General features: G+C 69.0%; 9 protein-coding genes. 5 read left to right on the plus strand and 4 right to left on the minus strand.

Annotated features, from left to right (window positions below):
- Nucleotides 1–26: 26 nt before the first annotated feature.
- The 4 genes from BKA18_RS06860 to metH form a co-directional block, all read right to left on the minus strand.
- Complete coding sequence (locus tag BKA18_RS06860) at nt 27–1,625, minus strand: ABC transporter substrate-binding protein (RefSeq protein WP_366045367.1); 1,599 nt, start codon at nt 1,623–1,625, stop codon at nt 27–29.
- 90 nt (nt 1,626–1,715) lie between these two features.
- On the minus strand, nt 1,716–3,323 hold the full coding sequence (locus tag BKA18_RS06865; RefSeq protein ID WP_366045368.1) for an ABC transporter substrate-binding protein: 1,608 nt from the start codon (nt 3,321–3,323) through the stop codon (nt 1,716–1,718).
- 362 nt (nt 3,324–3,685) lie between these two features.
- Nucleotides 3,686–4,399, minus strand: coding sequence for an HAD family hydrolase (locus BKA18_RS06870; protein WP_366045369.1), 714 nt, complete (start codon nt 4,397–4,399; stop codon nt 3,686–3,688).
- A gap of 205 nt (nt 4,400–4,604) precedes the next feature.
- Complete coding sequence (metH, locus tag BKA18_RS06875; protein WP_366045370.1) at nt 4,605–8,132, minus strand: methionine synthase; 3,528 nt, start codon at nt 8,130–8,132, stop codon at nt 4,605–4,607.
- Between the two features lie 261 nt (nt 8,133–8,393).
- Between metH and BKA18_RS06880 the strand changes: the two genes are divergently transcribed.
- The 5 genes from BKA18_RS06880 (at nt 8,394) to BKA18_RS06900 (ending at nt 14,513) form a co-directional block, all read left to right on the plus strand.
- Complete coding sequence (locus tag BKA18_RS06880) at nt 8,394–9,158, plus strand: IclR family transcriptional regulator (protein WP_006607632.1); 765 nt, start codon at nt 8,394–8,396, stop codon at nt 9,156–9,158.
- Between the two features lie 231 nt (nt 9,159–9,389).
- The gene (locus tag BKA18_RS06885; RefSeq protein ID WP_006607633.1) at nt 9,390–10,178 is read left to right on the plus strand and encodes an MIP/aquaporin family protein; all 789 of its coding nucleotides are present in this window, start codon (nt 9,390–9,392) and stop codon (nt 10,176–10,178) included.
- 49 nt (nt 10,179–10,227) lie between these two features.
- Complete coding sequence (gene glpK / locus BKA18_RS06890; RefSeq protein ID WP_366045371.1) at nt 10,228–11,769, plus strand: glycerol kinase GlpK; 1,542 nt, start codon at nt 10,228–10,230, stop codon at nt 11,767–11,769.
- Between the two features lie 2 nt (nt 11,770–11,771).
- On the plus strand, nt 11,772–13,376 hold the full coding sequence (locus tag BKA18_RS06895) for a glycerol-3-phosphate dehydrogenase/oxidase (RefSeq protein WP_366045372.1): 1,605 nt from the start codon (nt 11,772–11,774) through the stop codon (nt 13,374–13,376).
- Between the two features lie 465 nt (nt 13,377–13,841).
- Complete coding sequence (locus BKA18_RS06900) at nt 13,842–14,513, plus strand: FadR/GntR family transcriptional regulator (RefSeq protein ID WP_366045373.1); 672 nt, start codon at nt 13,842–13,844, stop codon at nt 14,511–14,513.
- The last annotated feature ends 5 nt before the right edge of the window (nt 14,514–14,518 follow it).

Raw genomic sequence — 14,518 nt, forward strand, 5'->3', positions numbered from 1 at the left:
GCCCCGCCGTCGTGTGCCGGGCCCGGTCAGGCGTCGGAGGGCTTGCTGATCTCCCAGAACCGGAAGACGGTCGAGGAGTCCAGGGTCCATTCCAGGCCGGAGACGCCGTCACGGGCGACCGCGTACTGCTTGCCCTGCCAGATCGGTATGACCGGCACGTCCTGGGCGATGATGTTCTGCAGCTCCCGGAAGTCGGACTTGGTGGCGCCGCGGTCCGGCTGGTCGGCCGTCTTGGGCAGCAGCCGGCCGGTGATGGTGGGCGAGCTGTAGTGGTTGGACAGCACGCTGTCCTTGCCGAAGAACGGCTGGGTGAAGTTGTCGGGGTCCGGATAGTCGGGGACCCAGCCCTTGACGTAGACGCCGAACCGGCCGGCGGCCACGCCCTGCTCGTACTCCTTGGTGGGCACGCTGCGCACCTTGGCGTCGAACAGGCCGCTGTGGTTGAGCTGTTGGGCGATCTCCTGGAAGGCGGGGACGGTGCCGGGGCCGAACCGGTCGGGGGTGGCCCACAGGGTGAGCGGCACCTTGCCGTGCATGCCGGCCGAGCGCAGCGCTTCCTTCGCCTTGTCGGGCTTCGGCTGGTCGCCGTAGGTGTCGAAGAAGGCGGTGCTGTGGCCGGTGATGCCGGCCGGGACGACCGAGTAGAGCGGTTCCGCGGTGTGCTGGTAGACGTCCCGGACGAGGGTCGAGCGGTCCAGGAGGTAGGCGATGGCCTTGCGGACGCCGAGCTTGCCGGCGACCGGGTCCTTGAGGTTGAAGACCAGGTGCATCACCTCGGCGCTGCTGCCTTCGACGACCTGGGTGCCGTGCTGCTGCTGCAGGGAGGCGCCGTCCAGTGCGGCGATGTCCTTCATGGACAGGCCGCGGTAGGCCAGATCGACCTCGCCCTTCTCGACGGCCGTCTTGAGCTGCTCCGCGCCGTTGAAGAACTTCACGGTCATCCCGGAGTTCTTGGCCTTCGCGGGGCCCTTGTAGGAGCCGTTGACCTTGAAGACGGCCTTACGGGAGTTGTACTCCTTGAGCGTGTACATGCCGGACCCGGTGGCCTTGCCGTCGGTACGCAGCCGGTCGGCCGGGTAGTCGGCGTGGTCGACGATGGAGCCGGCGCCCGAGGCTATCTTCATCGGGAAGGTGGCGTCGGGCGTCTTCATGTGGAAGACCACGGTCTTGGCGTCCGGTGCGTCGACCTTGTCGAGCGCGGCGAACATCACGGCGGGGCCGTTCTTGTCCTTGATGCGCCGGGTGCGGTCGAAGGAGAACTTGACGTCCTTGGACGTCAGCGCGTCACCGTTGCTGAACTTGAGGCCGTCCTTGAGGGTGCAGCGGTAGACCTTGCTGTCACCGTCGGTGAAGCCACAGTGCTGGGCGGCCTCCGGCTCCGGAGTGGTACCGCCCTTGGGGAAGCTCAGCAGCGACTGGAAGACGTTGTTGAACAACAGCCAGGAATCGGGGTCGTAACCGGCCGCCGGGTCGGTGGCCATGGTCGTGTTCGTCATTCCCATGACCACGGGTACACCGTTGCCGGCTGCTTCCGGGTCGTCCGTGCCGCACCCGGCGAGCGCGAGCAGAGCTGTCGCCAGCCCCGCTCCGATCGGGGCAGCCAGCCGCGGGTCACGCTTCCTCACTAATGGTTCCTCACGTTCTGGGTCATGCCTGTCGGGCCGCGGGGTGATGGCCGCGGCGGATCTGTGGCGCATCGGTCGGATGCGCATGGGTCAGTCGGCCACACCGCGGCCGAGCTCCCACATCTGCAGCGACGAGGAGGAGTTGAGGGCCCATTCCACGCCGGTGACGTCGTCGCGGGCGGCGACGTACTGCTTGCCCTGCCACAGCGGGAGCAGCGGGACATCGTCGGCGAACGTGTCCTGCGCCTGCTTGAAGCCGGCCGCGGCGGCGTTGCGGTCGGTCTGCTGCCGGGTCTCCGGGATCACCTGAGACTCGATCTTGGTGCTGCGGTAGGCGGAGTTGAGGAAGTTCCCCTTGCCGACGAACGGCGCGATGTAGTTGTCCGCGTCGGGGAAGTCGGGGAACCAGCCCATGCCGTAGACGGTGTACTTGCCGGCCGTGGAGTCGGTGCGGAACTGCTGCCAGCCGTCGATGCCCTTGATGTCGACATCGAACAGCTTGCTCTGGTTGAGCTGGCGCTGCAGCGTACGGAACTCCTGGACGGTGCTGGAGCCGTAGTGGCCGGTGGTGTAGGTGAGCGTGAACTTCACCGGGGTGTTGATGTGCGCCTGCTGAAGGGTCTTGCGGGCGGCGGAAACGCTGGGGTTCCCGTACTTGGTGAAGAAGGAGTTGATGTGGCCGGTGAGGCCGGTGGGGACGATCGAGTAGAGCGGGTCACCGGTGTAGGAGTAGACGTCCCGGACCAGCTGGGAGCGGTTGATCAGCTGCGCCATCGCCTGCCGTACGGCCTTGTCGGACACCGCCGGGTCCTTCGTGTTGAAGGCGAGATAGCGGATCTCCTGGCCGGGCATCTCCTGGAGCACGATGTGGCTGTCGCGGGAGTTCTCCAGGCCCTTGACCTGGGTGGGCGACAGACCACGGTTCATCAGGTCGATGGCGCCCGCGCGCAGCGCCTTCTCCATGTCGGTGGAGTCGTCGAAGAAGCGCATCTCGACCTTGTCGCTCTTCGGCTTCTCCCCGCCCTTGTAGCCGGGGTTCCTGGTGAAGAGCGCCTTGGTGATACGGCCGTTGCTGCGCTCGGTCTTGACCGTGTAGGGGCCGGAGCCGACCACGTCGAAGCCGGTGTACAGACGGGTCTTGGGGTAGACCTCGCTGTCGACGATGGCGGCGGCCGGCGTCGCGAGCTTCTGCGGGAAGGTGGCGTCCGGCTTCTTGAGGTGGAAGACCACCTCGGAGTCGCTGGGCGCCTCGACCTTGTCGATGCCGCTGAGCAGCGACACCGGACCGTTGGCGTTGTTGATGCCACGCATCCGGTCGATGGAGAACTTCACGTCCTGCGCGGTCAGGGCATGGCCGTTGGAGAACTTCAGTCCGCTGCGCAGGGTGCAGCGGTACTGCTCGTTCTGGGTGTCGCGGAACCCGCAGGACTCGGCGGCCTCGGGCACCGGCGCGGTGCCGGACCTGGGCAGGCGCATCAACGTCTGGAGGGTGCTGCGCAGCACGTTCCAGGCGTCGACGTCGTAGGCCTGTGCCGGGTCGAGAGGGGCCGGCGCTGCCTTGGTTGCCTCGATCTGGGACGCGACTCCCACGACGATGGGCTTGCCGCCGTCGCCCGCGCCGTCCGCGCCACCGCAGGCAGCAAGGACGGGGGCCAGGAGTCCGGCCAGCGCCGGCAGCACCAAGGTCTTGCGAATCATCGTCGGCAGGTTCCTTATCAGCGCAGAGGTGTTGCTCGCGTCGAGATTAGTAGGCACGGCCAGCCGCGCTGAGACACAAAGGAGTTGAATCGATATGGCGTATGGATAACGGAGGCGGCCGGATCGATATCCGGACGGGGGAACGATACGCGCGTTGCTCCATCAATGCGGACACTTACCCCCGTAGAAACCCCCCATGGGGGCCCCTGGAACACCTGTTGGGCCCGCTGTCGATGCCCTGGCGCGTGAGAAACGTCACGCATTCGAGGATCCACGGCGCTGCAGCAATTTGGTCAGTGCATTCGTCACGGAAAATAAGCGGGCCGCTCCCCTCGGTTCCCGGGGCTTTCTCCGGGACACGCTCAGTGCACGGTCCGGCGGCTTTCCGTGATGAGCGTTCGGAGAAATGGCAGATCGACTTCTTCCAGCGACGGGACGATCGTGCGGCCCGCGGCCGGCGGGACCGGCGCCACCGAGGGCACCGCGACGACCGGGCAGCCCGCCGCCTCACCTGCGGCCACACCGGTCAGGGTGTCCTCGATGACCGCACAGCGCGCCGGGTCCACGCCCAGCCGTGCGGCGGCCGTCAGATACGGATCCGGATGCGGCTTGGTGCGCTCCAGGTCGTCGCCCGCGAGGGTCACCCGGAAGTTCTCGGGGCCGAGGGAGTAGAGCATCTGGTCGACGATGGCGCGGTGCGAGGCGGAGACCAGTGCGGTCGGCACGTCATGGGCGGCCAGTTCGGCCAGCAGCCTGCGGGCACCGGGCATCAGCGGGACGCCGCGGCCGATCCGGGCCAGGAAGGCGGCGTTGAGCAGCACGCTGAGCTCGGTCAGGCTGATGTCGACGCCGGTGACCTGGATGAGATAGCCGGCGCTGCGGGTCATCGGGCCGCCGACCACGACCTCGCGGTGTGCGTCGTCGAGGATGTGCCCGAGCTCGGCGAAGACTTCCGCCTCCGCCTCCCACCAGAACCCCTCGGTGTCGACGAGGGTCCCGTCCAGATCGAGGAATACGGCCTGGAGGGTCGCGGCTTCGGCCGTTCGGGTGCCGACTGCGGGGATGCTGCTGGTCATCCATCCACCTCCGTTGCCACGTCCCCAAGGGACGCAAGGGCCGGTCGCCCTCCCCGGCGGGGGAACGACCGGCCACTACCGGACCGACAAGTGTACGACGGTGCGCGCCGGAATGCGCGGTGCTCCAGGTCGGGGACGTTCGGGGACGACCCTGACCTGGACACACGGCGCCACCGGGTGGCCCGTTCGCCCCGGTACCGGTTGGCTACCGTGCGTTGAAGTACTTGGCCTCGGGGTGATGGATCACGATGGCGTCGGTGGACTGTTCGGGGTGGAGCTGGAACTCCTCGGAGAGCTCGACGCCGATCCGCTCCGGCTGCAGCAGGTCCGCGATCTTGGCGCGGTCCTCCAGGTCGGGGCAGGCCCCGTAGCCCAGCGAGAAGCGCGCGCCGCGGTACTTGAGCGCGAACATGTCCTCGACGTCGGCGGGGTCCTCGCCGGCGAAGCCCAGCTCGGCGCGGACGCGCGCGTGCCAGTACTCGGCGAGCGCCTCGGCCAACTGGACGGACAGGCCGTGGAGTTCGAGGTAGTCGCGGTAGGAGTTGGCCTCGAAGAGTTCGGCGGTGGCGGCGCCGATCTTCGAGCCGACGGTGACGACCTGGAGCCCCACGACATCGGTCTCGCCGGACTCCTCCGGGCGGAAGTAGTCGGCCAGGCAGAGGCGGCGGCCGCGGCGCTGGCGGGGGAAGGTGAAGCGGGTGCGCTCGGTGCCGTCCTCGTTCAGCAGGATCAGGTCGTCGCCCTTGGAGTGGCAGGGGAAGTAGCCGTGGACGACGGCGGCTTCGAGGAGGTTCTCGGTCTGCAGCTTGTCCAGCCAGCCCCGCAGCCGCGGCCGGCCCTCGGTCTCCACCAGCTCCTCGTACGTCGGGCCGTCGCCGGTGCGGGCCTGCTTCAGGCCCCACTGGCCCTTGAACAGCGCGCCCTCGTCCAGCCAGGACGCATAGTCGGCGAGCTGGATGCCCTTGACCACCCGGGTCCCCCAGAACGGCGGCTCCGGGACCGGGTTGTCGACGGCGACGTCCGAACGCACCGCGCCCTCGGACTCCTCGATCTCCGTGACCGCGGTGTCCCGCTTGGGAACGCGGCGCTGCTTGAGTTCGGGGAGGGTGGCGCCGGGCACTCCGCGCTTGACGGCGATCAGGGCGTCCATCAGCCGCAGGCCCTCGAACGCGTCGCGGGCGTAGCGGACCTCGCCTTCGTAGATCTCGTGGAGGTCCTGCTCGACGTAGGCGCGGGTGAGGGCGGCGCCGCCGAGGATGACGGGGAAGTCGGCGGCCATCTTGCGCTGGTTGAGCTCCTCGAGGTTCTCCTTCATGATCACCGTGGACTTCACCAGCAGCCCCGACATGCCGATCACATCGGCGCGGTGCTCCGCGGCCGCCTCCAGGATCGCCGCGACCGGCTGCTTGATCCCGAGGTTGACGACGTTGTAGCCGTTGTTGGACAGGATGATGTCGACGAGGTTCTTGCCGATGTCGTGGACGTCCCCGCGGACGGTGGCCAGCACGATGGTGCCCTTGCCCTCGTCGTCGGACTTCTCCATGTGCGGCTCCAGATACGCCACCGCGGTCTTCATCACCTCGGCCGACTGCAGCACGAACGGCAGCTGCATCTGGCCGGAGCCGAAGAGCTCGCCGACGACCTTCATCCCCTCCAGCAGGGTGTCGTTGACGATGTCCAGCGCGGGGCGGTCCTGCAACGCGGTGTCGAGGTCGGCCTCCAGGCCGTTCTTCTCGCCGTCGATGATCCGCCGCTGCAGCCGCTCGTCCAGGGGCAGCGCGGCCAGCTCCTCCGCCTTGCCCGCCTTCAGCGACTTCGCCGTCGCGCCCTCGAACAGCTCCATCAGCTTCTGCAGCGGGTCGTAGGCCGGCTCGTCGCCCTGTTGGGGACGTCGCCGGTCGTAGATCAGGTCCAGGGCGGTCGTGACCTGCTCCTCCTCCAGCCGCGCGATCGGCAGGATCTTCGAGGCGTGCACGATCGCCGAGTCCAGGCCGGCCTTGACGCACTCGTCGAGGAAGACGGAGTTCAGCACGATCCGGGCGGCCGGGTTCAGGCCGAAGGAGATGTTCGAGAGCCCGAGCGTGGTCTGCACCTCGGGGTGGCGCTTCTTCAGCTCCCGGATCGCCTCGATGGTGGCGATGCCGTCGCCCCGGGACTCCTCCTGGCCGGTGCAGATCGTGAACGTCAGACAGTCGATGAGGATGTCCGACTCGTGGATGCCCCAGTTGCCGGTCAGGTCCTCGATCAGCCGCTCGGCGATGGCGACCTTGTGCTCGGCGGTGCGGGCCTGGCCCTCCTCGTCGATGGTCAGCGCGATCAGCGCCGCACCGTGCTCGGCCGCCAGCGCGGTGACCTTCGCAAAGCGCGACTCCGGCCCGTCACCGTCCTCGTAGTTGACCGAGTTGATGACCGCGCGGCCGCCGAGCTTCTCCAACCCGGCCTGGAGGACGTTCAGTTCCGTGGAGTCCAGCACGATCGGGAGGGTGGAGGCGGTGGCGAACCGCCCGGCCAGCTCCTCCATGTCCGCCACGCCGTCCCGGCCCACGTAGTCGACACACAGGTCGAGCATGTGCGCGCCCTCGCGGATCTGGTCGCGGGCCATCTCGACGCAGTCGTCCCAGCGCCCGTCCAGCATCGCCTCACGGAACTTCTTCGACCCGTTGGCGTTGGTCCGCTCCCCGATCGCCAGATACGAGGTGTCCTGACGGAACGGCACCGTCTGGTAGAGGGAGGCGGCGCCCGGCTCGGGGCGCGGCTCGCGCGCGGGCGGGGCGATGCCGCGCACCCGCTCGACGACCTGCCGCAGATGCTCCGGCGTCGTACCGCAGCAGCCGCCCACCAGCGAGAGGCCGTACTCGGCGACGAAGGTCTCCTGCGCATCGGCCAGCTCGCCGGCGGTCAGCGGATAGTGCGCACCGTTCTTGCCCAGCACGGGCAGGCCCGCATTGGGCATACAGGCCAGCGGGACGCGGGAGTGCCGGGCCAGGTAGCGCAGGTGCTCGCTCATCTCGGCCGGGCCGGTGGCGCAGTTCAGGCCGATCATGTCGATGCCCAGCGGCTCCAGCGCCGTCAGCGCCGCCCCGATCTCCGAGCCCAGCAGCATGGTGCCCGTCGTCTCGACGGTCACCGAGCAGATCACCGGGAGATTGCTGCCGGTGGCCTCCAGGGCACGGCGGGCACCGAGCACCGCGGCCTTGGTCTGCAGCAGATCCTGCGTGGTCTCCACCAGCAGTGCGTCCGCACCACCGGCGATCATGCCCTCCGCGTTCTGCTGATAGGCGTCGCGCAGCGTCACATACGGGGCGTGCCCCAGCGTCGGCAGCTTCGTCCCCGGGCCCATCGAGCCCAGGACGTAGCGCTGCTGTCCGGTCGAGGCCGTGAACTCGTCCGCCACCTCGCGCGCCAGCCGGGCGCCGGCCTCGGACAGCTCGAAGACCCGCTCGGGAATGTCGTACTCCGCCAGCGCGGCGAAATTCGCACCGAACGTATTGGTCTCGACGCAGTCGACACCGACCGCGAAATACTCCTCGTGCACCGACCGCACGATGTCCGGCCGGGTGATGTTGAGGATCTCGTTGCAGCCCTCCAGCTGCTGGAAGTCCTCCATGGACGGATCCTGCGCCTGCAGCATGGTGCCCATCGCACCGTCCGCGACCACCACCCGCGAGGCCAGGGCCTCACGGAGCGAGTCGACGCGGGATGTGCTGATGGGCGATGGCGTGTTCGAGGCCATGGAGATGCTCCCGTGGTTGCGACGGCTGTCGGCTTTGCACCCTCCTTCAGAGGGCGCACCCGGCCAGCGTAGCTGCCGGTCCGGTACACATGTTCCCCGTTCCACGCCCTGGACAGCACTGGTCCACCCCACTGCGGCACCTTCCGCGCCCGTTGGCAGACTCGTTGCTTCTCTGACCAAGTCGCGTCACTTCGCTGACTCCAGTCGGCATGGGCCGATATCGTTCAGCATTGTCGAACCGCTCACTTCGGAGGTTGCCCGATGGCACGCACCATCCAGTCGCTGGAGCGCGCCGCAGCGATGCTGCGGCTGCTCGCAGGAGGGGAACGGCGGCTGGGACTCTCCGACATCTCCTCCTCACTGGGACTGGCGAAGGGCACCGCCCACGGGATCCTGCGGACGCTGCAGCAGGAGGGCTTCGTCGAGCAGGACGCCGCCTCCGGCCGCTACCAGCTGGGTGCGGAGCTGCTGCGGCTGGGCAACAGCTACCTGGACGTGCACGAGCTGCGGGCCCGCGCCCTGGTGTGGACCGACGACCTGGCCCGCTCCAGCGGCGAGGCCGTCTACCTGGGCGTCCTGCACCAGCAGGGCGTACTGGTCGTCCACCACGTCTTCCGGCCGGACGACAGCCGGCAGGTGCTGGAGGTGGGCGCGATGCACCCGCTGCACAGCACCGCGCTGGGCAAGGTGCTGTGCGCGTACGACCCGGTCGCGCACAGCGAGGTCGTCGAGGCGGAGCGGGAGGCGATCACCCCGCGCACGGTGACCGGGCTGGGGGACGTCGAGGGGCTGCTGGATCTGACCCGGGCGCGCGGCTGGGCCGCGGACGTGGAGGAGACCTGGGACGGAGTGGCCTCGGTGGCTGCGCCGATCCACGACCGGCGGCGGATGCCGGTGGGTGCGGTGGGCATCACGGGGGCGGTGGAGCGGGTCTGCAACGACGGCGAATTGCGGCCGGAAATCATCGCCGCTGTGAGGGATTGCGCACGCGCAGTGTCCCGGGATCTTGGTGCCGGGCGATTCTGACCGTATTCACCCCATAAGTTCACCTAAGTTTTTGGCCACGGAACCCTTGACGGGGTGCTACGGGTGAACAAAACTGCCGTGCATCGGTCGGCATTGTCGAACACCTGACGGCAATATTCGCTATGGTGGGGCATCGCCGCGGACCGATCACCGCCCTCTCGGAGGGCGGCGGACCACCGGACGGGACCCGGGGTTCGTCTTTCCCCTGGACGAAGGACAAAGGAGTCGCGGGTGTCCAGCTCCGACATCTTCATCAGCGAAACCATCGGTACCGCTGTTCTGATCTTGCTCGGCGGTGGCGTCTGCGCCGCCGTCACATTCAAGCGCTCCAAGGCGTTCAACGCCGGATGGGTCGCCATCGCCTTCGGGTGGGGCTTCGCCGTCCTCACGGGTGCCTACATCGCCGCGAAGTCCGGCGCCAACCTCAACCCCGCGGTCACCATCGGCCTCGCCATCAAGGGCGGGATCGAATGGAGCCAGGTGCCGGTCTACTTCGCCGGCGAGATGTTCGGCGCCATGATCGGCGCCGTACTGGTGTGGATCGTGTACTACGGGCAGTTCCATGCGCATCTGACCGACCCCGAGGTGCTGGCGGATCACACCAGCCACGAAGGCCTGGTCGACCAGGCCACCGCGCCGAAGGCCGGCCCGGTGCTGGGCATCTTCTCCACCGGCCCGGAGATCCGTCATGCCGTGCAGAACCTGGCCACCGAGATCATCGCCACCGTCGTGCTGGTGCTGTCGATCCTCACGCTCGGTCTGAGCGACAACGGAAAGGGCGTCGGCGTCATCGGCACGCTGCTGGTCGCGCTGGTCGTCGTCGGCATCGGTCTGTCGCTGGGCGGCCCGACCGGGTACGCCATCAACCCGGTCCGCGACCTCGGCCCGCGCATCGTGCACGCGCTGCTGCCGCTGCCGAACAAGGGCGGTTCAGACTGGGGCTACGCGTGGATCCCGGTCGTGGGTCCGCTGATCGGCGGAGCCCTCGCCGGGGGCATCTACCAGGTGGCGTTCGCCTGAGCCGCCTGACCGCCCCGTCCGCCCGCACAGACTTCTTGGAGCACACACCATGAGTGACACCCCCACCACCTCCTCCCACGGGGTCGGCCCGTTCATCGCGGCCATCGACCAGGGCACCACGTCCAGCCGCTGCATCGTCTTCGACAAGGACGGCCGGATCGTCTCGGTCGACCAGAAGGAGCACGAGCAGATCTTCCCGAAGCCGGGCTGGGTCGAGCACGACGCCACCGAGATCTGGACCAACGTCCAGCAGGTCGTCGACAGCGCGGTCCACAAGGCCGGGCTGAGCGCGGCCGACGTCAAGGCCATCGGCATCACCAACCAGCGCGAGACCACCGTGCTGTGGGACCGGACCACCGGTGAGCCGGTCCACAACGCCATCGTCTGGCAGGACACCCGCACCGACGCGCTCTGCAAGGAGCTCGGCCGCAATGTCGGCCAGGACCGCTTCCGCCGCGAGACCGGTCTGCCGCTGGCCTCGTACTTCGCCGGCCCGAAGATCCGCTGGCTGCTCGACAACGTCGAGGGCCTGCGCGAGCGCGCCGAGCGCGGCGACATCCTCTTCGGCACCATGGATTCCTGGGTCATCTGGAATCTGACCGGCGGTGTGGACGGCGGCGTGCACGTCACCGACGTCACGAACGCCTCGCGCACCATGCTGATGAACCTGCACGGCCTCCAGTGGGACGAGAAGATCCTCGCCTCGATGGACATCCCGGCCGCGCTGCTGCCGGAGATCAAGTCCTCCTCCGAGGTCTACGGCCGCGCCACCAGCGGTGTGCTGGCCGGCGTCCCGGTCGCCTCGGCCCTCGGTGACCAGCAGGCCGCACTGTTCGGCCAGACCTGTTTCGAGCAGGGCGAGGCCAAGTCCACGTACGGCACCGGCACCTTCATGCTGATGAACACCGGCCACGAGCCGGTCAATTCGTACAACGGGCTGCTGACCACCGTCGGCTACCGCATCGGCGACCAGGAGCCGGTCTACGCCCTGGAAGGCTCCATCGCCGTCACCGGCTCGCTCGTCCAGTGGATGCGCGACCAGATGGGCCTGATCAACAGCGCGGCCGAGATCGAGACCCTGGCCAGCACGGTCGAGGACAACGGCGGCGCGTACTTCGTGCCGGCCTTCTCCGGCCTGTTCGCCCCCTACTGGCGTTCGGACGCGCGCGGTGTCATCGCGGGCCTGACCCGCTATGTCACCAAGGCGCACATCGCGCGTGCCGTGCTCGAGGCCACCGCCTGGCAGACCCGCGAGATCACCGACGCCATGACCAAGGACTCCGGCGTCGAGCTGACCGCGCTCAAGGTCGACGGCGGTATGACCTCCAACAACCTGCTGATGCAGACCATCTCGGACTTCCTGGACGCTCCCGTAGTGCGCCCGATGGTCGCCGAGACGACCTGCCTCGGCGCTGCCTACGCGGCCGGTCTGGCCGTCGGCTTCTGGTCCAGCACCGACGAACTGCGCGCCAACTGGCGCCGGGCCGCCGAATGGACCCCCCGGATGGATGCGGCCACCCGTGACCGCGAGTACAAGAGCTGGCTCAAGGCCGTCGAGCGGACCATGGGCTGGATCGAGGACGAGGAGTAAACATGAGCACCCTGCAGAGCGTCCCGGCACTCGGGACGCACCCGGCCAGTGGTTCGCACGCGAGCCGCGCCGAGACTCGGGAGCAGCTTTCCAAGGCGACGTACGACCTCCTGGTGATCGGCGGCGGCATCCTGGGCATCTCCACCGCCTGGCACGCCGCACAGGCCGGACTGCGGGTGGCCCTGGTGGACGCCGGTGACTTCGCCGGCGCCACCTCCTCCGCCTCCTCCAAGCTGCTGCACGGCGGCCTGCGTTACCTGCAGACCGGCGCGGTCAAGCTGGTGGCGGAGAACCACTTCGAGCGGCGTGCGGTGTCCCGCCAGGTCGCACCGCACCTCGCCAACCCCCTGACCTTCTACCTGCCCGTCTACAAGGGCGGCCCGCACGGCGCCGCCAAGCTGGGCGCGGGCGTCTTCGCCTACTCGGCACTGTCCGCGTTCGGCGACGGCGTCGGCCATGTCATATCCCCGGCCAAGGCGGCGCGCGACGTCCCGGAGCTGCGGACGGACAACCTCAAGGCCGTGGCCGTGTACGGCGACGACCAGATGAACGACTCCCGGATGGCTCTGATGACCGTCCGTGCGGCGGCCGCGGCCGGCGCGACGGTCCTCAACCACGCCGAGGTCACCGGCCTCCGCTTCACCCAGGGCCGGGTCACCGGCGCCGAGCTCAAGGACCGGGTGGAGGGCGCGGAGTTCGGCGTCAACGCCCGCCTGGTGCTCAACGCCACCGGCCCGTGGGTGGACCACCTGCGCAAGATGGAGGACCCGAACGCGGCCCCCTCCATCCGGCTGTCGAAGGGCGCGCACCTGGTCCTCAAGCGCACTGCTCCCTGGAAGGCCGCGCTGGCCACCCCGATCGACAAGTACCGCATCACCTTCGCCCTCCCCTGGGAGGACATGCTGCTGCTGGGCACCACGGACGAGGAGTTCGAGGGCGACCCGGCGGATGTCGCGGTCACCGAGAAGGACACCGCCCAGATCCTGGACGAGGCGGCCTTCTCCGTCCGCGACCAGCAGCTGTCGCGCGATCTGATCACGTACTCCTTCGCGGGTCTGCGGGTGCTGCCCGGCGGCCCCGGCGACACCTCCAAGGCCAAGCGCGAGACGGTCGTCACCGAAGGCAGCGGCGGCATGCTGTCGGTGGCCGGCGGCAAGTGGACGACCTTCCGGCACATCGGCCGTACGGTCATGAACAAGCTCGCCGCGCTGCCCGGCCACCCGCTGGCCGAGGACATGGAGCCGATCGCGCATCTGCCGAAGAAGCTTCCGCTGCCCGGTATCGCCAACCCCAACGCGGTCGCGCACCGGCTGCTCGTCGACGGCGGTACGCCCGGCCCGCGGATGGCCCCGGAGACCGCGCGGCACCTCGCCACCCACTACGGCTCGCTGTCCTTCGACATCGCCCGGCTGGCGAACGAGAACCCGGCGCTGGCCGAGCGCATCCACCCCGAGGCGCCGGAGATCTGGGCGCAGGTCGCCTACGCCCGCGACCACGAGTGGGCCGAGACGGTCGACGATGTGCTGCGCCGCCGCACCACCCTGATGATCCGCGGACTGGACACGGAGGACGTCCGGGCGAAGGTCAAGGACGTGCTGGCGGGCTGAGTACGGGCGCCGGGCGCGGCCGATGACGGCTGAGCTGACGGCTGACGGTCGGCGGTCGGCGGCTTACGGCCGGGAGCTGAGCGCGGAGTGCTGAGCGCGGAGTGCTGAGCGCGGAGTGCTGAGCGCCGAGGTGAGCGCCAAGAGCTGACGGTGCGTCATGGTGACGCACGGCGCGTGAGGATGGGGCGGTCCACGAGGGGGGCCGCCCCGTCGTCGTCTCCGCGTGCCGGGCCGGGCGGTGACTGTCAGTGGCGGCTGCACTGTCAGTGGCGACTGCCATGATGTGCACCAGGCCACATCTACGGGGAGGGCGCTGTACGTCGATTTCGCCGCCACGGAGGAGGACTGGGCCGCCTATCGGAGCGGCTGGGGTGGGCATCACAGGTCATAATGGGCTCAGACATCGGATGTCTGCGCCAGGCGTCCGGCGGCGAGATCCGGACGGGTCCGGGCGGGGAGGTCGGCATGGCGGTCACCGACGAGGCGATCGAGAAGATCAAGGGCATGATCGTCTCCGGCGCGCTGCGGCCGGGCGACCGGCTGCCGAAGGAGAGCGAGCTGGCGGCCGAGCTCGGCCTGTCCCGCAACTCCCTGCGGGAGGCGGTGCGCGCGCTCTCCCTCATCCGCATCCTGGACGTGCGCCAGGGCGACGGCACCTATGTCACCAGCCTCGATCCCACCCTCCTGCTGGAGGCGATGAGTTTCGTGGTGGACTTCCACCGCGACGACACGGTGCTGGAGTTCCTCGCCGTCCGCCGGATCCTGGAGCCGGCCGCCACGGCCATGGCAGCCGGCCGCATCCCGGTGGATGAACTGGACGCCCTGGAGGCGCAGTTGAACGCCCTGGGGCCGGCCCCCTCGGTCGAGGATCTGGTCGCCTGCGATCTGGAGTTCCACCGCGGCATCGTGGCGGCCTCCGGCAACTCCGTGCTGTGCTCCCTGCTGGAGGGGCTGTCCGGGCCGACCACCCGGGCCAGGATCTGGCGCGGGCTGACGCAGAAGGACGCGGTGACCCGCACCCTCACCGAGCACCGGGCGATCCTCGGCGCCCTGCGCGACCGGGACGCGGAGGCGGCGCGGGCCTGGGCGACGGTGCACATCGCCAGCGTGGAGCAGTGGTTGCGCGCCTCGCTGTGAGGTGG

Source organism: Streptomyces auratus (assembly GCF_050433025.1).
GTDB lineage: Bacteria > Actinomycetota > Actinomycetes > Streptomycetales > Streptomycetaceae > Streptomyces > Streptomyces sioyaensis.